The sequence below is a fragment of the Aquabacter sp. genome (genome assembly GCF_965279295.1).
In the GTDB taxonomy this organism is placed as follows: Bacteria; Pseudomonadota; Alphaproteobacteria; order Rhizobiales; family Xanthobacteraceae; genus Aquabacter.
The window spans coordinates 40405-65324 of record NZ_CBDIHQ010000012.1 but is presented as its reverse complement, the minus strand read 5'-3'; the positions used below and the strand labels follow the sequence as shown (position 1 = coordinate 65324).

Genomic DNA, 24920 nt, shown 5'->3' with positions numbered 1-24920 from the left:
GAGGAGTGACGCATGAGGCGAGGATCTGCCGCACAGCTCTGCCGCCGCTGAAATCATCGTTGCGGCGCCAGTCGATCTCGGCGCTTCGGTGGAGATGGCCTGCCAAGTGGGCCAGCACCAGGACGCAGCCCAGCTGCCCACTCATCCATGACATGGCGCGGGAGATCTCAGCGCCGTAGAGTGTGATCTGTATCTGCTCGGCGACCCAAAGGGCGGAAAGGGACGCATGGAAGAGTGGGCCATCCAAGCGATCCTGACCGCGTGGACGATCGGCGCCGTCGCAGGAGCCTACATAATTGGCCGCAAGATGCGGCTCATGTGGCCTGCACTGCTGTTCGCGGGGGTTGTCGGCCTTGTGGTGGGACCGCTCGTGTTCCTGGCATCCAGCCCCGATCCCCAGGACAACTTCAGCGCGGTCTATGCCGTCTTCGTCATCGCCGGGCTGGTCGCCGTCGGCGGCGTTTTTGGCGCCCGCTTGCCCTGATCTTTGAGCACTATCCCGCCGCCGCGACCCATCGCCACCCTATGCCGGCGTTAGATCCCTTAATCGCCGGATCGTGATCCTAAGCGCCGCTTATACGGCGCAACGAACTATCTATTCTCGTCGCCGGATTCGGGCTCACGCGGGAATGCAGGCCGGCTGTGCCTGCCGGAGCTGAGTGCCGAGGCCATCGTGAGAGCCGCGATCCGGTAAGTTCACCCAGCTGACGCTATCAAAGTTCCGGCGTGCGATGCGGGGCCTGGCGATAGGGGCCGGTCGCCTCGAACGCGGCGGCAAGCGCGAGCAGGGCGTTGTCGTCCCAGCCACGGCCAGCGAAGGTCAGGCCGGCGGGCATTCCCGTATCGCCCATGATGCCCATGGGCACCGTGACCGTGGGGACGCCGAGGTGCCGGATCGCGAGATTGCCGTTCGCCACCCATGTCCCGTTCCGCCAGGCCAGGTCCGCCGAAGCGGGATTCACGTCGGCATCTGCGGGGCCCACATCCGCCACGGCGGGAAACACCACGGCATCGAGGCCGAGGGTGTCCATCCACTCTTCCAGATCGACCCGACGTGTCGCCTCAAGGCCCCGGAAGCCCTCTTCCAAAAGTGGAATTTCGCGAAAATCGCCCACGGGATGGGCGCGGGCATGATCGGGATAATGGGTGATGTCGTCGTCGAAGCCGACGTAGCGGTCCGGCAGAGCGCCGGGCAGCGGGGGAAATATCCGGCTGCCGTCCACCTGCGCCACGCGGTTCAGGCGCGGGTCGTTGTTCGCGGACAGGAAATCGTTCCAGGACCAGACCGACAGATCCACGATCTCGCGCTTCAGATAGGCCGCGCTGACCAGTCCGCGCGTCTTGATCGTCGCCGCGCCGGGGCGGTCGCCCTCGTAGTTCGTGATCAGCGGGAAATCGACCACCACGATTTCGGCGCCAGCCGCCTCCATCGCCGCCCGCGCGGACTGCCACAACTGGACGATGGAGGGGCGGGTGTCGATGCGTTGCCCTGTCGGCCCGCCGATGCCCGGCGCCTCCGCAGTGCCCGCATCCGGGTCTGCATTGATATACATGGCCGGAATGCCGAGCCGCTTGCCCTTCAGGGTCGCGCCAGCCGCGAGCGCTGGGTAGGAAAGCGGGCGGATGTCGGAGGCCTGGGGTATCGCAACCCAATTCTGCGCGCGCCAGAGGTCGCCGCGCGTCTCGGGATCGTCCGCCACGATCACGTCGAGGATTTCCAGCATGTCCGCCATGCTGCGGGTGTGCGGCACCACCACGTCCATCGTGGGAACGAGGGGCCAGTTGCCACGCACCGAGATCACGCCGCGCGAAGGCGTATAGGCGCAGAGGGCGTTGTTGGCGGCGGGGGCGCGGCCCGAGGACCAGGTCTCTTCGCCCAGGCCGAAGGCGGCGAAGCTCGCGGCCGTCGCCGTGCCCGAGCCGTTGGATGAGCCGGAGGCAAAGGCCGCAGTCAGCCAGTCGGCATTGTATGGACTTTCGGCCCGGCCATAGAGCCCGCGCTGCATTCCGCCATTGGCCATGGGCGGCATGTTCGTCAGCCCGATCAGCACCGCCCCCGCCGCGCGCAGCCGGGCGATGGTGAAGGCATCATCCTGCGCCACCAGTTCTGCGAAGGCCGGCGAGCCGGCCGTGACCGGCAGCCCGCGCACTTTGTAGCTCGCCTTAGCGGTGTAGGGGATGCCGTCCAGCGGGCTCAGCACTGCGCCGGCCGCGCGGCGCGCATCCGAGGCGCGCGCCTCGTCCCACATTTGCGGATTGAGAACCGGCACCGCATTCAGCATCGGCCCGGCCCGGTCATAGGCGTCGATCCTGGCCATGTAGGCGGCCAGCAACCCCTCGGACGTGACGTTGCCCGCCTCAAGCGCTGCGCGCAGATCGGCGATGGAGGCCTCGACGACGCTCGTTTGCCCAGCGCTCATTTGCACGCCCTTCACTTGCGCACCTGCGCCTTCGGCTGCTGCTGCGTGATGCAATGGATTCCCCCGCCGCGCGCGAACAGTTCGCGCGCATCCACCGTAACGACCCGCCGCCCGGGATAGGCCGCAGCAAGGATGTCCCGCGCTTGCGCATCCGCGCGCGGTTCGCCGAAGCCGCAGGCGATGACGCCGTCATTCACCACAAGGTGGTTCACATAGCTCCAGTCCACGAAGCCGTGGTCATCCCGCAAGGTGTCCGGGGCAGGGAGATCGATGATTTCAAGGCGGCGCCCCTGCGCGTCGGTCGCGGCGGAGAGGATCGCGTGCGCCTCGCGCATGTGGGCATGGTCGGGATGTTCCGGGTTCCGCTGGGCATGAAGCAGCACCTTCCCTGGGGCCGGGAAGGTGGCGACGATGTCCACATGGCCGTTGGTGCCGAAAGTTTCGTAATCGCGCTCCAGCCCGCGTGGCAGCCAGATCGCCTTTTGTGTACCCAACGTGCGGGCCATTTCGGCCTCGACCCGGGCCTTATCGGCATGGGGATTGCGGTTCGGGTCCAATTGCACCGTATCTGTGAGGAGGATCGTGCCCGCGCCGTCGACATGGATGCCGCCGCCTTCGTTGACGAGAAGCGAAGATACCACCGGCGCTCCCACAAGCCCGGCGATGAACTGCGCCAAGCCACGATCGTTGGTGGCGCTGGTCCAGGTGCCGTTGCCCCAGCCGTTGAATATCCAGTCCACTGCCGCAAGCGTGCCGTCCGTGGCAGTCACGAACGTCGGGCCTGAATCCCGCATCCAGTAATCGTCAATGACGCGTTCGACGATCTCGATGCCGCCATCCAGCATTCCGCGCGCGCGGGCGGCCTCGGATGGGTCGACGATCATGGTCACCGGCTCGAACCCGGCGATCACGTTGGCAACGGCGGCCCAGGCCGCATAGCCAGCCTCGCGCATCTCGGCGCTTTCGCCCAAGGTCTGGCCTTCACGCGGGAAGGCCATCCAGATCCGCTCTTGCGGGGCGGTTTCGGGCGGCATCGTCCAGGTCATGTCGGCTCCTTTGAACAGAACGTCGCCTTGTTTGCATACGCGCCCGGCGAACCGCAACTGAAGGGAACCGAGCCCGGCGATTAAACTGCGTCGCGGCAGGATGCTTAAGGGAACCATAGGGCCCACCCAGCCACTTTTCCGCGGGTGGATGTTAAGAGGATAACGCGCCCCGAGAACCCAGCGCCCTGACGTTCAAAACGCCGGAGGAGATGCTCGGTGCAGCTTATGTCCTTGAAGGCTCGCGCCTTGGCGGCGGGCGGAGCCGCGAGCGGCGGCAGACGTTCGAGAGCGACCTGCTGACCGAGCGGGCGACGGGAGAGCGGCCGCGGCACACCCTTGGGTGCTTCCTTCCAGAAAAGTCTGATGCCCCATGTCGGACAGGCAACGTCTCGCTCGTCCTCGGGCTATGTTTCGACAAAATCGGGAGCAGCGAGATGCCCAGTACGATCCGCTTTCACCGCGTCCTGGCAACCAGCCCTGAGAAAGTCTATCGCGCCTTCGTCGAGGCCGATGCGCTGGCGAAATGGCTTCCGCCCAACGGCTTCGTCTGCACCGTGCACCATTTGGAGCCGAAGGTCGGCGGCACGTTCAGGATGTCCTTCCGCAATTTCACGACCAACGGATCCATCGCGTTCAGCGGCGAATTTCTCGAACTCGTGCCGGGCGAGCGCGTCCGTTACACGGAACGCTTCGATGAGGCTGCCCTGGCCGGAGAGATGGAAGTGACCGTGAGCTTGAAGCAGGTCTCGGCAGGCACCGAGGTGGACATCGTGCAGGCCGGTATCCCGGACCTTATCCCGCCGGATGGATGCTATCTCGGCTGGCAGGACACGCTACGAAACCTTGCCCGTCTGGTCGAGCCCGAGATCAATCAATAACCGACTGGATCCGGCCAGACAGAGTGTCCGCCAGAGCAGGCGAACCACTAAAGTCACCATACCGGGTCTAATTCGGAACGCGCTCAAGGCCTTCCCCGCTCCGGCGGCGGCGACCCGTCACAGGCGGGTTGCGCCAATAAAGCCAGGGCCGTCTCCCGCGAAACACCAAAATTCCCTCACCCACCCAGTGCCTGCGCGTAAAGCGCGGCGTAGCGGCCAGTCGGTTGGCTCCAGTCGAACCGTTTCGCGACCGCGTTTCTCCGCATGCGGCCGAACGAGCTTTTGGAGCGGAAGGCTTCAAACGCGCGCGTCACGGCGGAAGCCAGGCCTGCTCGCGTCAAAGATGAGAAGAGAAAGCCGGAATCCCCGTCGTCGATCGTGTCGACGAGACCGCCGGTGCGTGATGCAATCGGCAAGGTGCCGACGCGCTGGGCGTACATCTGGCTCAGGCCGCACGGCTCAAAGCGCGAAGGCATCAACAGAAAGTCACTGGCCGCAAACATGCGGCGCGCTTCGGCATCGTCGAAGCCGATGCGGGCAGCGATGGCATTGGGATATTGCCGCGCGAGGCGTGCGACCGCCTCTTCCATCGGCGCCTCGCCACGACCGGTCACCACCAGTTGACCGCCATTGGCGACGATCGTCTCCGCCGCCTCGATGGCGAGGTCTATGCCCTTTTGGTGGACCAGACGGGAGATGATCGCGAACAGCGGACCGTTACTGTCGCGCAGCGCGAAGCTGCGGCGAACCTCGGCGGCATATTGCGCTTTCCAGTGGCTCAGGCTGGTCTCGTCGCCACCGGTTTCAAGGTTGGACCAGCTGTCGTCGATGCCATTGATGATGCCGCTGACCCGCCCCTGGTCCATTCGCGTCTTGAGGAGGCCGTCCAGCCCGCATCCGTGGTCGGGTGTGACGATCTCGCGGGCATAGGTCTCGCTGACAGTCGTGACATGCGAGGCATAGTAAATGCCGGCCTTCAGGAAGGAGAGCTTTCCGTGGAACTCCACGCCGTTGATGCCGAAGGCAAGATCCGGGATGGCAAGTTCGCCCATGCGCTCGGGCTGATAGATGCCCTGGTAGGCAAGGTTGTGGATCGTCAGGATGGTGGGCGTGGAAAGACCCTTCCACCTGATATAGCCGGGCGCCAAAGCCGACGGCCAATCATTGACGTGGACGACATCGGGCTTCCAGTTCGGATCGGCCTCGCCGGCCGCAATTTCAGCGGCGGCCAAGCACAGCCGGGCAAACCGCTTGTCATTGTCGACAAAGTCGCCACCGCCGAACGCGCCGTAAGGCGAGCCGTCTCGATCATAAAGCTCGTCGCAGAGGACGGCGTAGACCGTCAACCCGTCATGTGTGGAGAAGCGGCCGAGCGACCAGGCGGGCAAGCCTGCGGTCCCCGGCATCTCTCGAACCACTTCCATTGCGGGCATCGCGGTCCGAACGGCCCGGTATCCAGGCAAGACGACGCGGACATCACAACGTGAGCGCAATTGGCGCGGCAGGGCTGCGGAAACCTCGCCGAGGCCGCCGGCCTTTATGAAGTCTCCCATTTCCGGGGTCACGAAGAGGAGGCGGGTCTGGGCCGAAAGCAGAGTTGGTAGGTCAACCGCTAATTGCGCCCCTTGCGCAAATCCCACACAGGACGCCGAACTATCGACTGCAATCGTCATGGTGCCGGCGCCTGAATATCTTGAATTCCTCCCTTAACGATTGACGCATCGCGAAGTTCCAGAGTGCAGTGCGGAAATATTGCAATGCACAAGCTTAAGCAAAATCGCTCTCAGGCCACTCAATAGGGGTGTTTCACGGCCTGTCGCGCGGCGTAGGATGTCTGAGAGCCCTCCCCCGCAGCCACGCTTTCGGAACGACGTCATGTCCCTGCACAGGCTCTTTTCGGGCAAAATGGCGTGCGTTCTGGCTATGGCCGCGCTTGGCCTCTCGCCTGCTCGCGGCGCGCCTGCGGCGACCTATTGCCGGGCGGATGAGAGCATCGTCTTCTCCTGCGACTTCGGCAGCCACACGGCCTCGGTCTGCGCCTCGCGCGAGATCGCTCCGGGCAAGGGTTTCCTGCAATATCGCTTTGGTCACCTGGATCGGGTGCTGATGTCGTATCCGCCGGCCGACACACGGCCTGCCGATGCCTTCACGGTCGGCACACTCATGTTCTCGGGCGGCGGTGGGGCCTGGTTGCGGTTTGAGGACCAGCGCATCCGCTACACAGTGTTTACCGCCATCGGAAGATGGAACCCCAAGGGCAGACCGCTGGAGGTCGCTGGCGTGGTGATGGAGCAGGACGGCAAGGAGATGGCGACCATGTCGTGTCGTGGCGCGGCCGTCAGCGCGCTCGGCTCCACCTTTTTCGAGCAAGCGGGCCTGAAGGCGGTGGGCGATTTCGACATTCCGGGATCGTTCTTTCCGAAATAATGCTCAGGCCAAATCTACTCTGGATTGGCCGCGAGGATTGCAGAGAGCAGTCCGGGAAAGCGCCGATCAAGTTCGTCACGCCGCAGGTCATTCATATGCGAAGGACCATCCGTGCGTGTGCGCACCAAGCCGGCATCGCGTAGAACACGGAAATGGTGCGACATGGTGGACTTCGGACGTCCCCCATCCAACGCCGCGCATGTCGCCTCGCCTGCCGCCGCCAATTGGCGCACCACGCCCAGCCTGACCGGGTCGCTGAGCGCGTAGAGCAGTTGGCTGAGGGCGACCTCCTCGATCGCGGGGTGAGTCATGGTTCGCATGCCCCAAACTCTATCACGCGCTTTTCATTTATTCTATTGTTCGATAATACTCGAAATAGCGTATCTATCGTCCGCAATTCGGACCGCCATTATCGGAGCCCCCATGGCCGCACTTTTCACGCCCTTCACGCTGAAGGACATCACCCTGCGAAACCGCATCGCGGTGTCGCCCATGTGTCAGTATTCCGCCGACGAGGGCGTCATAAACGACTGGCATATCTCCCACCTCGCCGGGCTGGCACGCGGCGGCGCGGGGCTGGTGATCGCCGAAGCCACCGCCGTATCCCCCGAGGGTCGCATTACTCCCGGCTGCGCGGGTCTGTGGACCGACGCGCAGGGCGATGCATGGTCCAAGGCCGTCGCACTCATCAAGGCGGCAGGAGCTGTGCCGGGCATCCAGATCGGCCATGCCGGGCGCAAGGCCAGCGCCAACCGTCCTTGGGAGGGCGATGACCACATGGACGCAGATGATCCGCGTGGCTGGGAAACCATCTCGCCATCGGCAGTCGCCTTCGGCGGCGGCTTGGGCAAGGTGCCGCGCGCCATGACACTGGTGGACATCGAACGGGTCAAGGCCGACTTCGTCGCTGCGGCCGTGCGCGCGCGCGTTGCCGGTTTCGAATGGCTGGAGATGCATTTCGCCCACGGCTACCTCGGCCAGAGCTTCTTCTCGACATGGGCGAACAAACGCGAGGACGCCTACGGCGGTGATTTTGAAGGGCGCGCCCGCTTCATGGTGGAAACGCTTGCCGCCGTGCGCGAGGTGTGGCCCGAAAACCTGCCGCTGGCGGCGCGGTTCGGCGTCACCGAGTTCGATGGCACTGACGACCTGGAAGAAGGCATCGAGATGGTGCGTCGCCTCAAGGCGGCGGGCCTCGATCTGATCGACGTCAGCGTCGGCTTCTCCACCCCGAGCGCAAAGATTCCATGGGGGCCGGCCTTCATGGCGCCGATCGCCGAGCGCGTGCGTCGCGAGACCGGCCTGCCGGCGGCGACCAGCTGGTTTATCAACCAGCCCTCGCAGGCCGATGCGCTGATTGCGGAAGGCAAGGTTGATCTGGTCGAACTGGGCCGCCCGCTGTTGGAAGACCCGCACTGGCCCTATCGTGCCGCCCGCGAACTCGGCATCGACAGGCCCGCCTGGACCTTGCCTGTCCCTTATGCCCACTGGCTGGAGCGTTACCGGTCGGCCTGAGCGTGAGAAGACACATCGCTCGGCTGGAATGACCAGCCGAGCGATCTCTTTCCCATGAGATCCCTGAACATGCCCCAGACTTTGTGCGCGTCGCGCCTCAGCCCTCCGCGCGGATGCGGCGGCAATGCTCCAGGGCTGCTTCGATGAGGTTGTCGCTGGCCTCAGGCGTGCGAAATGCCGAGTGGGCCGAGAGCGTCACATTGTCGAGGGTGGTGAACGGGTGGTCCGCCGGCAGCGGCTCGGTGACGAAGACATCCAACCCCGCATGCCCCACCTGACCCGACCTCAGGGCGGCCACCAGCGCGTCTTCGTCGATCAGCGCGCCGCGTGCCGTATTCACCAGAATGGCACCTGGCCGCATGGCCGCGATACGGGCGGCGGAGAGGAAGCCACGGGTCTCGTCATTCAGCACGAGATGCAGCGATACCACCTGGCTCTCTTCGAGCAGCGTCTCAAGTGTAACGAACGCCACACCGGGGATATCTCGGGGCGAGCGGTTCCAGGCGATCACGCGCATGCCCGCACCCAGACCAAGCCGCGCCATTTCCGCGCCGATGCCGCCGACGCCGACAAGGCCCAGTGTCTTGCCCGTGAGTTGGACACCGTCGGTGCGCAGCCAGCGGCCGGCGCGCACGCCGCGATCCATGACGGCGAGACCCTTGGCTGCCGCCCACATGAGCGCAAAGCCGCACTCGGCGACGGCGGTGTCGCCATAGCCCTTGATGAGGTGGACGGTGATACCGATTGCAGCCAATTCCTCGGGGTTCATATAGCTGCGGGCGCCGGTGCCGAGGAACACCACATGCTTCAGCCCGGCGCATCGACGCGCGATCTCGGTGGGAAAGTCGGTGTGGTCGATCACGGCGACCTGCGCGCCTTGAAGAAGAGCAGGCAATGCCGCCGGCGTCACGTCCGGGTCGCGGTGTACGGACATGAGCGGATCGTCAGCGCGATGAAGACGATCCATGACGCTCGCGAGGGTCGGGCTGGCATCCACGAAAACGGCACGCATGCAAAGGCTCCCACAGTCTGACGGGCACGTTATAGCGCGGCGCGATGCGGAGGTAAGTTGGCCACACAAAGCCTCGCTGAAGCGCCGGTGCCGCGCATCACGCCGGCGCAGGCTGGGATGTCACGTATCTCCTTATGCCCTCCAGGCAATCACAAAATACACACAAATATAATGTTATTCTTTCGATATTCCAAAAGTTGATAGGAATAGTCGATTTAGTCATTTTGAATGACCCGCCCCAGGCGGTACTCAATGATGTGGCTGGACAGCTGCGCCCGGAGATAAAAGGGCGCCTGTGTCCCTGGTGGATTATGCATGACACACTCCGCAGGCACATTCGCGGCAGAAGGTATGGCCCTGGAGGTTGACGGCATTCGCGTCACCTTCAAGCGCGGCCAAGGGGCTGTATCCGGCCTCAGCGGATGCTCTTTCGCTGTGCGTCAGGGCGAGATCGTGGCGCTCCTGGGCAGATCCGGCTCCGGCAAGACCACATTGCTCAATGTCATTGCCGGGCTGCTGAAGCCACAGGCCGGGCGCGTCGCATTCCAGCACAGCACCGGCCGCAACCCTCCCTTTGCCTATATGTTTCAGGAAGATCGCCTGCTTCCGTGGCGGACCGCGGAAGCCAATATCCGGTTGGCCACCGAGCGGCTTGGCGTCCCCCGGAACGAGGGCATCGCCCTTGCTCGCGACGCCCTCGCCCGCGTCAGCATGCCGACCGCCGGGGACCTCTACCCCTCGCAACTTTCCGGCGGCATGCGCTCGCGCGTCGCCCTTGCGCGGGCGCTGGCCCTGCGCGCGCCGGTGCTGCTGCTGGACGAGCCGTTCGGAAAACTCGATCCGGCGACACGCAGCGAAATGCACCGTCTGCTTCTGAAATTGCGTGCTGACTTTGGCTTTGCGGCGCTGCTTGTCACCCACGACCCCGAGGAAGCGGTGACGCTCGCCGACCGCGCCCTCGTCATCGATACCGACGGGTTGCGGGAATTGCCGATTGAGGGCGATCGCACCGCGCTGGTCGCCAAATTGAACACCATGATCGCTGACGACGGCCCTTCAAGGATGAACCAAGTGACCACAGATACGCCCGAACGCCCCAGTTCCTCCCCCAGCCGCCGTCAGATTCTCGCAGGCGGCCTTGGTGCACTCGCGACGCCCTTCCTGATGCGCACCGCGCGGGCGCAGACCGCGCCCTTCAGAGTCGGCTACTGGGCCACGGGGATCCAGCTCGCGCTCATTGAACTGATCCAGGAAAAGAAGCTCTTCGAGAAGTATGGCCTCGCCTATGAGTTCGTTCGCTTCGCGGATGTGAACGGGAACACCATCGCGCTCGCCACCGACCGCATCGACGGCGCGTTCAGCGTCAGCGGCGCTGGCGCCCTCGACCTCGCGGCGAAGAAGCGGCCGATCAAGATCGTGCTGTCGACGCAGATCGCCGACGGCCAGCTTGTTACCCGCAATCCCGACATCAAGACCATCGCCGATCTGCGCGGCAAGACCATCGGCATGGCTCCGGCGGGCAGCGCCGGGGCGGCTTATACCAAAGCCTTCCTCGCGCGGAACCATAAGCTGGAACCGTCCGCCTACCGCCCGATCGGCGGCGGCGAGGCACGTCTCGTGCAGCTCCTCATCCAGGGCGAGGTGGATGCGGCGCTGCTGCGCGAAGTCTCCGTGGTGCAGTATACTGAGCGTCTCAAGCTCAAGTCGCTCGCCAACCAGCTCACCGAATGGGCGAAGCTCGCCGGCGACGGCGCACTTCCGCCGCTCGGCGCGGGCGTCATCCAGCAGCGCATCCTTGAGACCCGCCGCCCGGAAGCGGTGGCTTTCATCGCCGCCGTCATGGACGCGATCGCCATCGGCGTGAAGGAGCCGGATCTGATCTCGGCGCTGATGTCGAAATCGCTGAAGCTTGCCCCCGACGAGGCGGAGGCTTATGCCAAGACCTGGCCCGTCAGCTTCCACGGCAAGCTGGAAGAGGCCGATATAAAGAGCTTCGATACTGCCCAGCAGCTTTTCGTTGCCGAAGGAAGTCTTGAGGCGCTGGCCGACCTCAGCTATTTCGACCCGTCGGTCTATCGCGACGCTGCCAAGGCTCTGAAACGGTGAAACCGTTCCGTCCGTCCGCACAATGGTGCCCGTGTCTGAAAGACCGGCTCGATCCGTGATGTCCGGGAAGACTTTCCTGAGCAACCGCTATTTGGGCTGGGTCTTCCTCCCGGCTCTGCTGCTTGCCGTCTGGAGTCTGGCGGCACGCCACATCGATCCGCTGCTCATGCCCTCGCCCAGCGCCACATGGGCGTCGCTGCGCAGCCTCTCCGCGTCCGGCGAGTTGTGGTCCGAGCTTGGAGTGTCGTTGCGGCGGGTGATCCTGGGGGTCATCACCGGTGCCGTCATCGGCGTACCGTTCGGCATCACTGTGGGGCTGTCTCGCGCGGCCCAAAACCTGTTCGGTGCAGCGCTGCCGGCGATTTCCGCGACCTCCTCTGCGATCTGGGCCGTGCTCGGCGTCTTATGGTTTGGGCTGAGCGACGGCGCGACGGTGTTCGTGATCGCGATGACCGCCGCCCCGCTGCTTGCGGTCAATACGCGAGACGCGGTGCGCGCGGTGGATGCGGATCTCGTGCAGATGGCGAACAGCATGGGATTTTCGCCACTGTCGGTGATCTGGAAGGTCATCCTGCCGGCGGTCCTTCCGTCCTTGTTTGCAGGGCTTCGCCTCGCAGCAGGGTTCGGCTGGCGCGTTGGGCTGGTGGCGGAGGCGCTCGGCTCGCCGTCCGGTGTCGGCTTCAAGCTCAAGCAGTCCGTAGACCTTCTGCATACACCCGAAGTGTTCGCCTGGAGCGTCAGCGTGATCCTGATCATGCTCCTCGCGGAGGTGCTTCTCTTCGACACAATAGAGAAGCGCTGCTTCCGATGGCGCAAACAGATCCAGGCGGGATAGCCGCTCGGCCGGACGGAGGGCGGGCTATCCCGCGCTCCAGCCGGCCGCACCATGAAAGGCAAGGCGATGTTCAAGCATAAGACCCTGAAATGGGACGTGGTTTCTCCCGGCGAAGGCGAAGCCGCCTCGATCGCCATCCTCACCCTCAATCGCCCGGAGGCGCTCAACGCCATCGATGTGCGCATGCGCGTGGAGTTGGATCTGCTGCTGGACCAGATCGCCCAGGATGAGTCCATTCGCGTCGTCGTCATCACCGGCGAAGGCCGGGGCTTCAGCGCGGGCGGCGACCTCAAGACCGAAGCGGGGCCTCTTGGCGCGCTGGACGAGGACCACGATTTCGGAGCGTTCGGCGCCTATAGCGACCTTGCGAACTATTTCTTCAACGACCTCAGGCACGTCGTGATCCAGCGCGCCATCCGCAAGCTGGAGGAGCTGAAGCCGATCACCATCGCCGCCATCAATGGCCCGGCGGTCGGCATCGGCCTTGAACTCGCGACCGCCTGCGACATGCGTTATGCCTCCGACCGTGCGCGCCTCGGCGAGGTCGCGGTGCCGGCGGGCTTCATCCCGGAATCCGGCGGTGCGCGCAATCTGCCGAAGCTGGTCGGCATCGGCCGGGCGATGGAGCTTATCCTGACCGGCGAAATCATCGATGCGGCCGAGGCAGAACGGATCGGCCTTGTGGAGCGGGTCTACCCGCACGAGACGCTGATGGAGGATGTGCTGCGCATCGCCGGCCGTATCGCCCGCGCGCCCCACCTCTCGGTCCGCCACGCCAAGTCCCTGGTGCGCCGCTACTGGGACCACAACAAGTCGGCCGAGGGCGCGCAGGCGGAACTCGATGCGGTGATGGAGATCACCCGGACCGGCGATTGCCGGGAAGGCATCCGCGCCTTTCTCGAAAAGCGCCCGCCGGTCTATCGCGGCCCCTCCTACCGGTGATGACCATGACGAACGCACCCGACATCGCCGCCAATCTGGCCGAGCAGGCCCTGGCCCCTGGGCGGGCCGCCGGGGCGCAAGCCCGCACCGCCTTTCACACCGCCGCCGGCCCGGTCACCAATGCCGAGTTACAGGACTTGGTCGCGCGCCTCGCCGGGCAGCTTCGGTCACAGGGCATCGGGGCGGGAAAGCGTGTGCTGGTGCGGCTCACCAATTCGATGGAGTTCGCGGCGGCGTTTCTCGCCATCGTGCGGATCGGCGCCAATCCGGTGCTTCAGAACTCGCAGTTCGGATCAAGTGAACTGGCCCACATCATCAGCGTTTCGCAGCCAGTCGCGATCCTGTGCAGCGAGGCGCAGTGGGCGGACGAACCGGAGGCGTGGTTCGCCGGGGTGCCACGCCTCATCGTCTCGCGCGCCGGCCTGCGGAGTGGCGCTGGCCAAGAGGTCGACACGGTGCCCGCACCGACGCATGCCGTGACGCCGGACGATCCCGCCTTCGTCGTCTTCACATCCGGCACCACCGGTCAGCCAAAAGGCGTCGTGCACGCGCACCGCTGGCTCTCGGCGCTCGGCGCGGCCAACCGCGCGCGCATCCCCGTCAGACCCGACGATGTGGCGCTCGCCACCGGGGAATGGAGCTTCGTGAGCGCGCTGGGACACAATGTGCTGTTCCCCCTCCTCAATGGGATTCCCGGCGCGGTGCTGGAGGACAGGCCGTCACCGGAGCGCATTCTCGCTGCCATCGCGAAATACCGGGTGACCTTGCTGTACAGCGTCGCGACGCTCTATCGGCGCATTCTCGGCAGTCCGGGCATCGAGGCGGGCTTCGACCTCTCCAGCCTGCGCGGCGTGAATTCCACCGGCGAGCCGCTGGAAGCGGCGGTGCGCGCGGAATGGGAAAAGCGCATCGGTTGCCCGGTGTTCGAACACTACGGCATCTCCGAAATCCAGATGGTCCTCGGCTTCGGCCCTGATGTGCCGGTGCGCGACGGCTCGGTGGGCAAGGCCTGGGGTGCCGGACCAGCCATTCTTGACGAGCACGACGAACCCCTGCCCCCTGATACAACGGGGCTTCTGGCGTTCGATGCGGCCTATCCCGGCCTTTTCCTCGGCTATCTCGGCGACGAAGCGCGCACGCAAGCCTCGCTGCGCAATGGCTGGTACGTGACCAGCGATCTCGCGCGCATGGATGACGAGGGCTTTGTCTTCGTGCTCGGCCGTGCCGACGACTGCTTCAAGAGCAAGGGCGTACTAATCGCGCCGCGCGAGGTCGAGGATGCCTTGCTCGGTCTCGGCACAATCGAGGAGGCATGCGTCTTCCCCATTCCCGACGCGGAGATCGGCCACCGCATCGGCGCGGCGGTGGTGCCCCGTGCGGGTGCGAGCCGGGACAGCTTCGATGCGGCGGCGATCCGCAGCGCCCTTGGCGGGCGCATCGCCCCCTTCAAGCTCCCGCACGTCGTTGCTGTATGGGACGAGTTACCAAAGAATGTGAACGGCAAGACGCAGCGCGCGGAAATCGCCCGCCGCAGCCTCGCGTGAGCTTCAGGTGCCGATGCTGATCGGCGCCTGAAGCTTCCTCAGCGCGGCGATCACGCTCAGCGCGGTGATGCGGCCGGTCTTGGGGTTTTCCGAGGGGATATTGCTGATCTCCATGGAGAACGACGCGCTATCGCTCTCGACGAAGATGGCATGGTGGTTGCGCTCCAGCGCGGGGTCGGCCCAGATTTCGATCGTCGTGCGGTCCGGCCCGATGCCCGCGAGGCTCAGGGCGGCTGCAACATTCACGTTGGCGGGAAAGCCGATCACCGCCTCGCGGGCAGAGCCCTCATAGACCTTCAAGGGCGCGACGAGCCCTTCAAGGTTGATGTTGTTTGCAACGAGATAGGGCGCCCCCATGAGGCCTCGTGGCGGCTTGCGCGTGACCATCCGCACGGAATGGATTTCGCCCTGGGCGGCCGCCTGCACCGCATCGAGGCCGAGCAGCGCGCCGGTGGGGACGACAATACGCCCGCCATGCCGGGCCGCCAGTTCCTCCAGCCCCGGCCGCGCCAACAGCGTCCCAACGCTGATGACGATGAACGTGCGCCCCGCCTTCAGGGCAGGCTCGGCAACCGCATCGAACGCGGCAGCCGGAAGGGCTTCGATGATGACGTCGCAGAGCGGCGCCAATCCGGGAAGATCGGTGAGGATCGCTTCAGCGTGGCGCTCACGCAGGAACTGCTCCGCCGCAGCCGTGTTGCGCGTCGCAATGGCGGTCAGGGAAAGGCCGGGCATTCCACGTATCAGGCGCTCCGCCACCGCCTTCCCGATGGTGCCGAGCCCGGCGATGCCGACCTTCAGAGCGCCGCGTGCAAAGGGGGTGGACGACTGATCAGTATTCACCTTCGCACTCCGGAAAACAGCTTCAACCAAGACTGAAAACAAAGCTTGGAATACGAGTGCGAACGACGCGGCACAAATGACTTTTCAGCCGCTATCGATGCTCTGACCTCATTCATCCCCCGCGCCCTCGCGTTCGCGCCGGTACTCGGCAGCGGCGCGCGAAATCCACTGCTGAAAGTTCGCCACCTTCTGCTCCGAACCGGTGATTTTGGGGAACAGGAGATAATAGCCGCCATCGCTCTCCGCCTTGTGGAACAGAATGCGCAACTTGCCGGATGCGATCTCGGGTTCGATCAAGACCTCCGGGAGAATGGCGATGCCACGGCCTTCCAAAGCCGCCTCAAGGGACATGAAAAAGTGGCCGAACGAGAGCATTCGCTTGGGCTTGAAATTCTGGATGCCGCACGATCGCAACCAATCCTCCCAGGCATGAGCGCGCGTCGCCGTGGTGATCAACGTGGACTGGCTCAGCCCTGCGGGAGAGGCGGGTGGTGAGATGAACTCCGGATTGTAGACGGCCACCAAAGTGTCGGGGAACAGGAACTGGTGGTGCACGCCCTCCCAGTCATCGATCATTTCAAGGTCGATCCTGGCACGCAGATCGCCGCCGCCATCCTCGCGGCGCGGCACGTCCGCGGTCTTTGGCTGGCCCACCCGGATTGCGACGTCCGCAGGTCCCGAATCGAAACTGACGGGTTCGATGGAGGTGATGAGATGCAGCTCGACGGCGGGAAAATTCTGAGAGAATTTATGCAGGCGCGGCGCCAGCCACCGCATCCCGAGGGTAGGAAGCACGTCCACGGTCAGAACCGAGGATCGGCTGCGCGCGACCAGAGCCGTGGTCGCGTCTTCGATGATCGAAAGCCCGGCTGAAACTCTGTCGAAATAAGCTTTTCCATGCTCCGAGAGTACGACGAAGCGGCCCTGGCGGATGAACAGCCGCCGGTTGAGGAATATCTCGAGATTGCGGATGTGACGGCTGACTGCGCTTTGGGTGACGGAGAGTTCGTCCGCCGCCTTGCTGAAGCTGAGATGCCGGGACGCACTTTCAAACGCGCGCAGCGATAGCAGGGGCGGGAGCAGTCTGGCCTTTCTCATTATCGAATTATGGCATGAAAGGCCGCCCGCGCCTCCCCTCTTCTAGCCAGTGATCGCCAGCGATCCCAGCTACTCCGCCCATGCCGGGTCGGCCGTGAAAGCGATGGTGAGCCAGCGATTGGGCCCCTCGTCTCCGATCCAGCCGCCAATATCGTCGCGAACCCGGTCCCAATACTCAACCGTCTGTGGCGCAAGGCCGGGCGGGACAATGAAGTAGATTTCGATCTGCTTCGCCCGTCCCACCTTCGCGATATAAAGCCGATAGGAGAGGAAGCCGTACCGCTGGACGCAACCGCGCGCGACGGCATGGACATGCTCGGTCAGGCCGCGCGGCGCGATGAGCAGAATATCCGCCAGCGCCTGCCGCACGGTCGATATCGGCAGCGGAATGATGACGAGGCACACGAGGGCCAGAACCGCAGGGTCCACATAGGGCCTCACCCAGGCGGCCGGCGTGTTGGTGACGAGTTCGCCGATGGAGAACGCCACCAGCAGCGCCGCCGTGATGCCGCCCGACATGGCCCACGCCTTTGCGTCCAGCGCAACGAAATCAGAGTGCAGTGTGCGGTTGGCTCGGGTCGCTATCACGGCCATGGCCGTGCAGACGGCGAGGGTGATGACCGCATAGAAAATCGCAAAGTCGAATTCCAACTCGTGCCCGCCACGCAGAATGCTGATGACCGCGTCGATCAAGGCATAGGTGGCCACCGCGATAAGCAGCGTGCCGTTGAGACCGAGCACGATGGGTTCAAGGTGCCAGAAGCCGGTGGAGAACCGGGCCTTCAGGCGGCCGCTCGACGCAGAGCTTCCTGAAAATCCGGCGATGAGCTTTGCCACGATGAGGGCGAGGAAACTCATACTGGCATCCGCCAGCGCGTAAATTCCGTCGAACGTGATGGAGGATGAGCGGGAAAGGATTCCGAAGATTATTCCAAAAACCGCGACGCAGACGGTCGCGATGATGGAGATGCGCAGCAATCCTTGCTCGGAATTCATGGATGACCTCGCGAGGCCGGTGCACCAGGCACCAAAGGGCGTCGGCCGACTTCATTAGGGCCAGATGTGTGCCGCCTACAACGACAATTCGCCCGAGGTTCCCACCTCCGCCACCACGACGATGGATTCCAGCGCCCGCGCCGTCTGCTCATAGTGGAAGCAAAGCAGCCGCTCCGCTGCGCCGGCGTCGCGTTCAATTGCCGCCTCATAGATCGCCGCATGTTCCCGCCCGATGTCCCGCTCATAGGGAGCACCGAGCGACAAACGGCGATAACGCTCGGCGCGCTGCGCCAACGTCTCGCAGAAGCCCAGAAGCAGAGGTGAGCCACACGCGGCGATCAGCACCTGGTGAAAGCGAACATGGTGCAAATGCCAATCGTGATTCTCGGCCGAGGGACGCTGCGGGTGCGCCTTCTGCCAGCGCGAGATGAGGTGGAAGGCGCTGACAAGGCCTGCCTCCCAAGCTTCGTCCCCCAGTTCCACGGAGAGGCGGATTGCCCGGCCCTCGATCAACTGGCGGGTGCGCACCGTGTCCCACAGATCCGTCAGCGAGAGCGGCGAAACGCGATAGCCGCGATGGCCCTCAAGCGTGGTGAGTCCTTCTGCGGTCAGCCGAGTGAGCGCCTCGCGAACCGGGGAGATGCTGGTCTGGCACAATTCGCGCAGGTCCTCGAACCGCACCCGCTGGCCGGGCTTCAGCGTGCCCACGGTGATAGCCTTCAGGATGCGCCCGTAAGCGACATCCGCCAGGGTTCCGGACCGTTCACCGCTCGCCGTCATTCGCTGGCCGCCCCGTGTCGTATTTTCGAAAATAGTTTGACGAAGATAAAATCAGGGATATCGTTCAAAAAAACAATGGGAGGATTTGGATGACGGACGCGTGCCCTCTCGTTGACTCGCATCATCACATCTGGCGCCTCGCCGATCTTTCCTGGCTCTCCGGCCCGGCCGTGCCACGCATCTTCGGTCCCTATGATTCGATCCGCCGTGACTACGACATCGCGGAATTCCGGGCCGATGCAGAAGGCGCGGGTGCCGTGAAGTCGGTCTATGTGCAAACCAACTGGCCCGCTGGCGGCGCCGTGCCCGAGGCCGAATGGGTGCGTGATGTTGCGCAGGCGAACGAGGGCTGGCCGCACGCCACGGTCGCCTATACCGATCTTGGCAGCGAGGATGCCGCAGATACGCTGGCGGCGCTGTCCCGCATCAAAGGTGTGGTCGGCATCCGCCAGCAGATCCACTGGCACGAGAACCCGCAATACCGCTTCGCCAGCCGGCCGGACCAGATGAACGATCCCGTCTGGCAGCGTAACTTCGCGCGCCTCGCCGATTACGATTTCTCGTTCGATATCCAGCTTTTCACCGGGCAGATGGCAGACGGCGCCGCCTTCGCGAAGCTGTTCCCGCAAACCACCCTGGTGCTACAGCATGCCGGTATGCTGGAAGACCTTTCGCCGGCCGGTTGGGCCGCGTGGCGGGAGGGCATGAAGCGCCTCGCCGATCAGCCGAACGTGGTATCCAAACTCTCGGGTCTCGGCACCTTCGTCCATGCGGTGGACCCTTCCGTCATCAATCCCATCGTTCGCGAAACGGTGGAGATATTCGGCGCGGAGCGATGCCTGTTCGGCAGCAACTTCCCGGTGGAGAAGCTCTGGACCGACTACGCCTCGTTGGCGCAGGCGCACCGCGACGCGCTCGCCCACCTGCCCGCCGCGCAGCAGCGCGCGGTGCTGCACGACAATGCCGTGCGCATCTATAAGCTTTGACCTGAACACAAAAACGACTGGCCAAAAGGCTGGAATATTTGGGAGGAAACCATGGCTTACTTCAAGGCCGCGCCGCTTTGCGGCACGCTGATCGCTGCCGTTCTCGCCGCATCACCCGCCCTTGCCCAGACCCCGCTGCGCGTCGGCTGGAATAGCGAGCTTTCCGGCCCCTGGACCTTCTTCGGCAATGCCTGCCTGGACGCGGCGCGGCTCGCGGAAGGCGAGGTGAATGCCGGCAAAAAGATCATCGAACTGGTGGTCCAGGACAACCAGACCAATCCCGCCCAGGCCGCCGCCGTCTCCCGCGCGCTCGACACGCAGGAGAAGGTCACCATGCTGAGCGGGCCGACCAACGCGGACACCTCGCTGGCCGTCTACGGCTATGCGGAAGAGAACAAGGTGCCATTCCTCGTGCCCGTGGCGGCGTTCCCGCGCCTGACGCGGCCCGGCACCGCCCAGACCTTCCGCATCGAGCCCGACGCCGTTGGCTGGGGCTACGCCGCGGTGAAATTCCTGAGCACCCTTAAGCCGGGCGCCACCATTGGCATCATCATGAACGACTTCGCCGTGCACCGGGCGATCCTCGCCGGCCTGAAGTATCAGGCGGAGAAGGACGGGCTGAAGATCGTCAGCGAGATCGTGTTCCCGCAGAGCGCATCCGACGCCACCGTGCAGGTGGCGCAGATCCGCGCCAAGAAGCCGGACTATGTGATCGTCGCCGGCGGCAGCGCGTTCGATGTGACGCTCACCAACCAGCTTCTCGACGTGGGCTTCAAGCCGGACCAGATCTATCACCCCTACGGCTCGACCAAGCAGGTGCTGAGCTGGGGCCCGCGTTCGGTCGGCTCCTATTTCGGCACCTTCTTCGACCATAACCTCGATACCCTGACCGACACCGGCAAGAAGTTCGTGCAGAACTTCCGCAAGGCGAAAGGTTACGCGCCTGGCTATGTGGAGAATTACTGCTACTCCACGGTCTATCTGCTGAAGGAGATAGTGGAGAAGGGCGCGACCACCCGCGACGCGATCCGCACGGCGCTCTCCACCATCAACACCAAAGAGATCACCACTGGCATTCCGATCGTGTTCGATAAGAACGGCGCCCGCATGGAATACATGTATCTCCAGCAGATCAAGGACGTCTCCAAGGACGATTTCACGGCAGCCAAGATCAATTACATCGAATGGTCGCCGGAAGTGCTCCCGGTCTATGACCTCGCGCCCTGAGGCCAGCCGCCGCAATGGATGAGTTTCTGCTTCTAACGGTCTCGGTCATCACCTCCGGCTTGCTGGTCGGGACCATCTTTTCCGTCATCGCGGCGGGGCTGTCGCTGATCCATGGAACCATCCTGTTGCCGCAGGCGGCGAACGGGCAGGTGTTCCTTGGAGCCGGGCTGCTGTTCTGGCTGTTCGGCACCTCCCTCGAGTGGCCCATCTGGGTTGCGGTCCCTCTCACCTTCCTCGCGGTGGCGGCCTTCGCGTTCGCCACCGAGCGGCTGGTGCTGCGGCACTTCTATCCGCTGAAGGACCGCAACATCAGCTATCTGATCATCACGCTGGGCCTCGCCCAGATCCTCTCCGGGGTCTACACGGGCACGTTCGGCAAGATGACCGACACGTTCCAGATCGTGCCGCCCGTCACCGGCTTCCTGGTGCTGGAGCCGTTTCCGATCTCCAATGCCCGCGCCATCGCCTTCGCTTTGGCGGCGCTGGTGCTGGTCGGGCTGATCGTGTTCCTGCGCATGCACCGCATCGGCCGGGCGCTGCGCGCCGTATTCCAGAACCGCGACGTCGCGCGGCTGCGCGGCATCAACACGCCGCGCATTTACCGCTTCGCTTTCGTGCTCGGCACGATGGTGACCACCGCCGGCGGCATCCTCTACTCGCTCGCCTACGCGCTCGACCTTTCCATTGGCTGGACCATGTCTCTCATCACCTTCGCGATCATGATCGTGGGCGGGCCGGGCAGCATTGTCGGCGCGCTCTGCGTCGGGCTGGTGTTCGGCTTCACGCAGGCGATCGTCAGCGTTATCGCCGACCCCACCATCGCCACCTTCGCCTATCTCCTGGCCATGCTCGGCATGCTGTTCGTGCGCCCGAGCGGATTGTTCGCCCGATGAACCGCGCCATCGCCATCGCCTTCGTCATCCTGGCGCCGCTGGTCGTGCTGTTCACGGCCGGCGACAACCAGTTCCTGGTGTTCATCGTCGGCATCACGCTGATCCACATGCTGCTCGCGAGCGGCTTGAACCTGCTCTACGGCTACACCGGCCTGATCCCCCTCACCTATGCCGGCATCGCCGGTATCAGCGCCTATGCCACGGCGAACCTCTCCATGTTCGGCGGCCTCTCCTTCTGGCTGGCGCTGCCTTTGGGCAGCCTTCTGGCGGCGGGTGTCGGCGTGCTGCTTTCGCTGCCGGCGATCCGGCTGCGCGGCTTCTATTTCGCGCTCTCCGGCCTCGTCATCCAGTCGGCCATGAGCATCGCCTTCGTCTATTTCCCGCGCTTCACCAATGGCGATACCGGCATCGCCTCGATCCCGCGCCCGACCTTTTTCGGTGCCGTGCTCCCCTCGCCCTGGATCGAGTGCCTGCTCGGCGGGTTCGTGATTGGCGTGGTCGGCGTCGTCTGGCTCATCATGCGCTCGCGCTTCGGTGCCTCGCTCATCGCCATCCGAGAGGATGAGGACTTGGCCCGCGCGCTGGGGGTCAGCGTCACACTCAACCGCACCATCTCGTTCGCCATCGCCTCGTTCATCGCCGGGATCGGCGGCGGCCTTTATGCGTATTACGTCGGCTTCGTCTCGCCGCGCGCCTTCGATGTGCTGGTCAGCTTGAACATCTGGCTGATGGCCGCCATGGGCGGGCGGGCGACGCTGATCGGGCCGCTGCTCGGCGCGCTCATTCTCGCGCCCTTGCCGTTCTTTCTCCAGCAATACACTTGGCTCAAGGACGTGATCTACGGCCTCGCCATCATCCTCGTCACCATGTACCTGCCGTCCGGCATCTACGGCTATCTGCTGAAGCGGAGGACGCGGTCATGAGCGATGCTGCCATGAACGACATCCTGCTGGATGCCCAGGGCGTGTCGAAACGGTTCGGCGGCCTCAAGGCGTTGAACGACGTCTCGGTGATCCAGCGGCGCGGCGAATTGATCGGCATGATCGGCCCGAACGGCAGCGGCAAGTCCACATTCGTCAACGTCGTCACAGGCGCGTTGAAGCGCGACACCGGCCAGATCCGCCTCGACGGCATCGACCTCGGCTCGCTTCCCCAGCATAGGATGGCGCGGGCCGGCATCGCCCGCACCTTCCAGGCCGTGCGCATCTTTGAGACGCTCACGGTGCGCGACAACGTGCTGAACGGCCTGCTCGGGCACACCATTTCCACCGCCGAGGGCGAGGAGCGCATGACGGCGGCGCTGGAGCGGGTCGGACTTAAGGTGGAACCGGACGCGCCTGCCAGCGCCCTGGGCCTGTATGACCGGCGGCGGCTGGAATTTGCCACCCGCCTTGTCGCCCGGCCCAAGCTGATCATGCTGGACGAGCCGGTGGGCGGACTGAACCCGGAGGAAATCCGCGCCATGATCGCGCTGATCCAATCGCTGCGCCAGGAGTTCGGCATCTTCATCATCGAACATACGATGAAGGTCATCACCAGCCTTGCGGACCGCGTGGTGGTGCTCGTCAACGGCAACAAGCTGATGGACGACACGCCCCAGGCGGTTCTGAAGGACAAGGCGGTGATCGAGACCTATCTCGGGACCGGCCATGCTTGAGATCAAGGACCTCACCATCCGCTACGGCGAATTCCTCGCGGTCGATCAAGTCGACCTGGAGGTGAAGTCGGGGGAAATCGTCGGCATCATCGGGCCGAACGGCGCAGGCAAGACGAGCCTGCTCAACGCGGTGGCCGGCATCGTCGATCCGACCGGCGGTAGCCTCTCCTTTGAGGGCGCGCCGCTGGCGGGCGTGCCGGCCGACGAGCGCCTCGCGCGCGGGCTGGTTCTGGTGCCGGAGATCCGCGGCATCTTCGGCATGATGTCGGTACACGAGAACCTGCTCATGGGCGCCTATCTCTGCCGCGACAAGGCGGAAGTGACGCGCCGCATGGAGCGCGTGTTCGCCCTGTTCCCCATCCTGCGCGATCGACGCCGTCAACTCGCCGGCACCATGTCCGGCGGGCAGCAGCAGATGGTCGCCATCGGCGCGGGACTGATGGCGGCGCCGCGCCTGCTGATGCTGGACGAACCCTCCATCGGCCTTGCACCCTTGATCATCCAGGACATCGGCCGCACGCTGGCGGCGCTGAGGGCCGAGGGCCTGACGATCTTGCTATCGGAGCAGAACGCGAAGCTCGCCACCGCCATCGCCGACCGCATCTATGTGCTCCAGAGCGGCCGCGTGATGATGGCCCGCTCCACGGAAAGCCTTCTGGAAGACCCGAAGTTCGTTGAGGCCTTCCTGAGCCTGGCCTAACCAAAAACAACGAGGACACGCACATGGGACGCTTCAAGGATTATGTGCCGGAAGGCGTGATACCCGCCACCCTGCTGGCCTTCAACGACGACCTCTCCATCGACGAAGCCTCCTCCCGCAGCCATCTGCGGGACTGCGCGCTTGTCGACGGCGTCACCGCCGTGACCGTCAACGGTCATGCCTCCGAGGTCCACGCCTGCACGTTCGAGGAACAGCGGCGCATTCTGGAGTTCTCGGTAGACGAAGTGGGCGACAAGGTCCCCCTCATCAACGGCGTCTATGCCGACGGTAGCCAGGAAGCGGCCCGCATCGCCGCCATGGCCGACCGAGCCGGCGCCTCGGCGCTGCTGGTGTTCCCCTCCCAATGCTTCGGCCTGGAAGCGCATCTGAGGCCGGAGATGGCACTGGCGCACTTCAGCCGCATTGCGGATGCCACCGACCTGCCGATCATCGTGTTCCAGTATCCGCGTTCGAGCCTGGGGTATCCCTTCGATACCTTGCTGAAGCTGTTCGAGCGCGTGCCAACGATCCGCGCCATCAAGGACTGGAGCGGCGATCCCGTGCTCCACGAGCGCCATGTGCGCACCTTCCAGAACCTGCCCCGCCCGGTGAATGTGCTCACCACCCACAGCGCCTGGCTCATGTCTTCGCTCACCACGGGCGCGAAGGGCCTGCTTTCGGGTGCCGGCAGCGTGGTGGCCGAGCTTCAGGTGGCGCTGTTCCGCGCCGTCCAGGCCGGCGACCTTAAAGCCGCACAAGCGGTCAACGACCGGCTCTATCCCATGCAGGAAGCATTCTATGCGCCGCCGTTCGTGGACATGCACAACCGCATGAAGGAGGCCCTCGTCCTGCTGGGCAAGCTCGACAAGGCGGTGGTCCGTCCGCCGCTGATGAAGCTGCCGCGCGCCGAAATCGACCGCCTCTCCCGGGCACTCAACGCGGCCGGCATGCTCACACACCAGGCCTTCGGCAACGCCGCCGAATAGGTCTCAGCCTCAGCCGGTCCCGACTTCTG

24 protein-coding genes are annotated in these 24920 nt (G+C 64.5%); 15 read left to right on the top strand and 9 right to left on the bottom strand.

Translation table 11 applies throughout. From position 1 onward, the window contains the following. The first annotated feature begins 226 nt into the window (after positions 1–226). Positions 227–484, top strand: coding sequence for a hypothetical protein (locus ADADO0_RS05810; RefSeq protein ID WP_511304161.1), 258 nt, complete (start codon positions 227–229; stop codon positions 482–484). A 229-nt stretch (positions 485–713) separates the two neighbouring features. Here the strand turns inward: ADADO0_RS05810 and ADADO0_RS05805 are convergent, their stop codons facing one another. After that, positions 714–2420, bottom strand: a complete 1707-nt coding sequence (locus ADADO0_RS05805) for an amidase (RefSeq protein WP_511304160.1) — start codon at positions 2418–2420, stop codon at positions 714–716. An 11-nt stretch (positions 2421–2431) separates the two neighbouring features. Further along, on the bottom strand, positions 2432–3466 hold the full coding sequence (locus tag ADADO0_RS05800) for an agmatine deiminase family protein (RefSeq protein ID WP_511304159.1): 1035 nt from the start codon (positions 3464–3466) through the stop codon (positions 2432–2434). 434 nt (positions 3467–3900) lie between these two features. Between ADADO0_RS05800 and ADADO0_RS05795 the strand changes: the two genes are divergently transcribed. Then, entirely contained in the window at positions 3901–4344 is a 444-nt protein-coding gene (locus tag ADADO0_RS05795) for an SRPBCC family protein (protein ID WP_511304158.1), read from the top strand. A 176-nt stretch (positions 4345–4520) separates the two neighbouring features. Here the strand turns inward: ADADO0_RS05795 and glgA are convergent, their stop codons facing one another. After that, positions 4521–6017 (bottom strand): glycogen synthase GlgA, encoded by a 1497-nt coding sequence (gene glgA, locus ADADO0_RS05790; RefSeq protein ID WP_511304157.1) that lies wholly within the window; start codon positions 6015–6017, stop codon positions 4521–4523. A 202-nt stretch (positions 6018–6219) separates the two neighbouring features. Here glgA and ADADO0_RS05785 point away from each other — a divergent pair, with 202 nt between their 5' ends. Beyond that, positions 6220–6771, top strand: coding sequence for a hypothetical protein (locus ADADO0_RS05785; RefSeq protein WP_511304156.1), 552 nt, complete (start codon positions 6220–6222; stop codon positions 6769–6771). Positions 6772–6785: 14 nt separating this feature from the next. On the opposite strand, the gene ADADO0_RS05780 is transcribed toward ADADO0_RS05785, so the two are convergent. Then, positions 6786–7091: an ArsR/SmtB family transcription factor gene (locus ADADO0_RS05780; protein ID WP_511304155.1), complete on the bottom strand. Its 306-nt coding sequence runs from the start codon at positions 7089–7091 to the stop codon at positions 6786–6788. Positions 7092–7194: 103 nt separating this feature from the next. On the opposite strand from ADADO0_RS05780, the gene ADADO0_RS05775 reads away from it, so the two are divergent. Next, the gene (locus ADADO0_RS05775) at positions 7195–8286 is read left to right on the top strand and encodes an NADH:flavin oxidoreductase/NADH oxidase (protein ID WP_511304154.1); all 1092 of its coding nucleotides are present in this window, start codon (positions 7195–7197) and stop codon (positions 8284–8286) included. 97 nt (positions 8287–8383) lie between these two features. Here the strand turns inward: ADADO0_RS05775 and ADADO0_RS05770 are convergent, their stop codons facing one another. Beyond that, positions 8384–9298 carry an NAD(P)-dependent oxidoreductase gene (locus ADADO0_RS05770; protein WP_511304153.1) on the bottom strand — a complete coding sequence of 305 codons (915 nt, stop codon included), beginning with the start codon at positions 9296–9298 and terminating at the stop codon, positions 8384–8386. A gap of 315 nt (positions 9299–9613) precedes the next feature. On the opposite strand from ADADO0_RS05770, the gene ADADO0_RS05765 reads away from it, so the two are divergent. From ADADO0_RS05765 to ADADO0_RS05750, 4 genes are all read left to right on the top strand, one after another. Beyond that, entirely contained in the window at positions 9614–11404 is a 1791-nt protein-coding gene (locus ADADO0_RS05765) for an ATP-binding cassette domain-containing protein (RefSeq protein ID WP_511304152.1), read from the top strand. Between the two features lie 58 nt (positions 11405–11462). Beyond that, entirely contained in the window at positions 11463–12239 is a 777-nt protein-coding gene (locus ADADO0_RS05760; protein WP_511304151.1) for an ABC transporter permease, read from the top strand. A 66-nt stretch (positions 12240–12305) separates the two neighbouring features. Then, positions 12306–13181, top strand: a complete 876-nt coding sequence (locus ADADO0_RS05755; RefSeq protein WP_511304150.1) for an enoyl-CoA hydratase/isomerase family protein — start codon at positions 12306–12308, stop codon at positions 13179–13181. 5 nt (positions 13182–13186) lie between these two features. Beyond that, positions 13187–14725, top strand: a complete 1539-nt coding sequence (locus ADADO0_RS05750; protein WP_511304149.1) for an acetate--CoA ligase — start codon at positions 13187–13189, stop codon at positions 14723–14725. Positions 14726–14728: 3 nt separating this feature from the next. Here ADADO0_RS05750 and ADADO0_RS05745 read toward each other — a convergent pair whose 3' ends face one another. The 4 genes from ADADO0_RS05745 to ADADO0_RS05730 form a co-directional block, all read right to left on the bottom strand. Then, complete coding sequence (locus ADADO0_RS05745) at positions 14729–15568, bottom strand: aspartate dehydrogenase (protein ID WP_511304148.1); 840 nt, start codon at positions 15566–15568, stop codon at positions 14729–14731. A 108-nt stretch (positions 15569–15676) separates the two neighbouring features. Further along, complete coding sequence (locus ADADO0_RS05740) at positions 15677–16666, bottom strand: LysR substrate-binding domain-containing protein (RefSeq protein WP_511304147.1); 990 nt, start codon at positions 16664–16666, stop codon at positions 15677–15679. Positions 16667–16735: 69 nt separating this feature from the next. Next, the gene (locus ADADO0_RS05735; RefSeq protein ID WP_511304146.1) at positions 16736–17662 is read right to left on the bottom strand and encodes a cation diffusion facilitator family transporter; all 927 of its coding nucleotides are present in this window, start codon (positions 17660–17662) and stop codon (positions 16736–16738) included. Between the two features lie 75 nt (positions 17663–17737). Then, positions 17738–18442 carry a GntR family transcriptional regulator gene (locus tag ADADO0_RS05730; RefSeq protein WP_511304145.1) on the bottom strand — a complete coding sequence of 235 codons (705 nt, stop codon included), beginning with the start codon at positions 18440–18442 and terminating at the stop codon, positions 17738–17740. 89 nt (positions 18443–18531) lie between these two features. Between ADADO0_RS05730 and ADADO0_RS05725 the strand changes: the two genes are divergently transcribed. From ADADO0_RS05725 to ADADO0_RS05695, 7 genes are read left to right on the top strand one after another with little or no spacing between them, the layout of a single operon-like run. Next, positions 18532–19428 (top strand): amidohydrolase family protein, encoded by an 897-nt coding sequence (locus ADADO0_RS05725; protein ID WP_511304144.1) that lies wholly within the window; start codon positions 18532–18534, stop codon positions 19426–19428. 51 nt (positions 19429–19479) lie between these two features. After that, entirely contained in the window at positions 19480–20655 is a 1176-nt protein-coding gene (locus ADADO0_RS05720; protein WP_511304143.1) for an ABC transporter substrate-binding protein, read from the top strand. Positions 20656–20669: 14 nt separating this feature from the next. Next, entirely contained in the window at positions 20670–21548 is an 879-nt protein-coding gene (locus tag ADADO0_RS05715; RefSeq protein ID WP_511304142.1) for a branched-chain amino acid ABC transporter permease, read from the top strand. Beyond that, entirely contained in the window at positions 21545–22471 is a 927-nt protein-coding gene (locus tag ADADO0_RS05710; RefSeq protein WP_511304141.1) for a branched-chain amino acid ABC transporter permease, read from the top strand. The genes ADADO0_RS05715 and ADADO0_RS05710 overlap by 4 nt, the downstream gene beginning before the upstream one ends. Next, a complete protein-coding gene (locus ADADO0_RS05705) occupies positions 22468–23205 on the top strand; it encodes an ABC transporter ATP-binding protein (RefSeq protein ID WP_511304140.1) in 738 nt (245 codons plus the stop codon). The genes ADADO0_RS05710 and ADADO0_RS05705 overlap by 4 nt, the downstream gene beginning before the upstream one ends. Continuing rightward, positions 23198–23905: an ABC transporter ATP-binding protein gene (locus ADADO0_RS05700; protein WP_511304139.1), complete on the top strand. Its 708-nt coding sequence runs from the start codon at positions 23198–23200 to the stop codon at positions 23903–23905. Before ADADO0_RS05705 ends, ADADO0_RS05700 begins: the two co-directional genes overlap by 8 nt. Before the next feature lie 23 nt (positions 23906–23928). Continuing rightward, entirely contained in the window at positions 23929–24891 is a 963-nt protein-coding gene (locus ADADO0_RS05695; protein ID WP_511304138.1) for a dihydrodipicolinate synthase family protein, read from the top strand. The last annotated feature ends 29 nt before the right edge of the window (positions 24892–24920 follow it).

Coding starts and splice junctions, on each gene's coding strand:
- ADADO0_RS05810 (WP_511304161.1), top strand. CDS start 227: ATGGAAGAGTGGGCCATCCAAGCGATCCTGACCGCGTGGACGATCGGC.
- ADADO0_RS05805 (WP_511304160.1), bottom strand. CDS start 2,420: ATGAGCGCTGGGCAAACGAGCGTCGTCGAGGCCTCCATCGCCGATCTG.
- ADADO0_RS05800 (WP_511304159.1), bottom strand. CDS start 3,466: ATGACCTGGACGATGCCGCCCGAAACCGCCCCGCAAGAGCGGATCTGG.
- ADADO0_RS05795 (WP_511304158.1), top strand. CDS start 3,901: ATGCCCAGTACGATCCGCTTTCACCGCGTCCTGGCAACCAGCCCTGAG.
- glgA (WP_511304157.1), bottom strand. CDS start 6,017: ATGACGATTGCAGTCGATAGTTCGGCGTCCTGTGTGGGATTTGCGCAA.
- ADADO0_RS05785 (WP_511304156.1), top strand. CDS start 6,220: ATGTCCCTGCACAGGCTCTTTTCGGGCAAAATGGCGTGCGTTCTGGCT.
- ADADO0_RS05780 (WP_511304155.1), bottom strand. CDS start 7,091: ATGCGAACCATGACTCACCCCGCGATCGAGGAGGTCGCCCTCAGCCAA.
- ADADO0_RS05775 (WP_511304154.1), top strand. CDS start 7,195: ATGGCCGCACTTTTCACGCCCTTCACGCTGAAGGACATCACCCTGCGA.
- ADADO0_RS05770 (WP_511304153.1), bottom strand. CDS start 9,298: ATGCGTGCCGTTTTCGTGGATGCCAGCCCGACCCTCGCGAGCGTCATG.
- ADADO0_RS05765 (WP_511304152.1), top strand. CDS start 9,614: ATGACACACTCCGCAGGCACATTCGCGGCAGAAGGTATGGCCCTGGAG.
- ADADO0_RS05760 (WP_511304151.1), top strand. CDS start 11,463: ATGTCCGGGAAGACTTTCCTGAGCAACCGCTATTTGGGCTGGGTCTTC.
- ADADO0_RS05755 (WP_511304150.1), top strand. CDS start 12,306: ATGTTCAAGCATAAGACCCTGAAATGGGACGTGGTTTCTCCCGGCGAA.
- ADADO0_RS05750 (WP_511304149.1), top strand. CDS start 13,187: ATGACGAACGCACCCGACATCGCCGCCAATCTGGCCGAGCAGGCCCTG.
- ADADO0_RS05740 (WP_511304147.1), bottom strand. CDS start 16,666: ATGAGAAAGGCCAGACTGCTCCCGCCCCTGCTATCGCTGCGCGCGTTT.
- ADADO0_RS05735 (WP_511304146.1), bottom strand. CDS start 17,662: ATGAATTCCGAGCAAGGATTGCTGCGCATCTCCATCATCGCGACCGTC.
- ADADO0_RS05730 (WP_511304145.1), bottom strand. CDS start 18,442: ATGACGGCGAGCGGTGAACGGTCCGGAACCCTGGCGGATGTCGCTTAC.
- ADADO0_RS05725 (WP_511304144.1), top strand. CDS start 18,532: ATGACGGACGCGTGCCCTCTCGTTGACTCGCATCATCACATCTGGCGC.
- ADADO0_RS05720 (WP_511304143.1), top strand. CDS start 19,480: ATGGCTTACTTCAAGGCCGCGCCGCTTTGCGGCACGCTGATCGCTGCC.
- ADADO0_RS05715 (WP_511304142.1), top strand. CDS start 20,670: ATGGATGAGTTTCTGCTTCTAACGGTCTCGGTCATCACCTCCGGCTTG.
- ADADO0_RS05710 (WP_511304141.1), top strand. CDS start 21,545: ATGAACCGCGCCATCGCCATCGCCTTCGTCATCCTGGCGCCGCTGGTC.
- ADADO0_RS05705 (WP_511304140.1), top strand. CDS start 22,468: ATGAGCGATGCTGCCATGAACGACATCCTGCTGGATGCCCAGGGCGTG.
- ADADO0_RS05700 (WP_511304139.1), top strand. CDS start 23,198: ATGCTTGAGATCAAGGACCTCACCATCCGCTACGGCGAATTCCTCGCG.
- ADADO0_RS05695 (WP_511304138.1), top strand. CDS start 23,929: ATGGGACGCTTCAAGGATTATGTGCCGGAAGGCGTGATACCCGCCACC.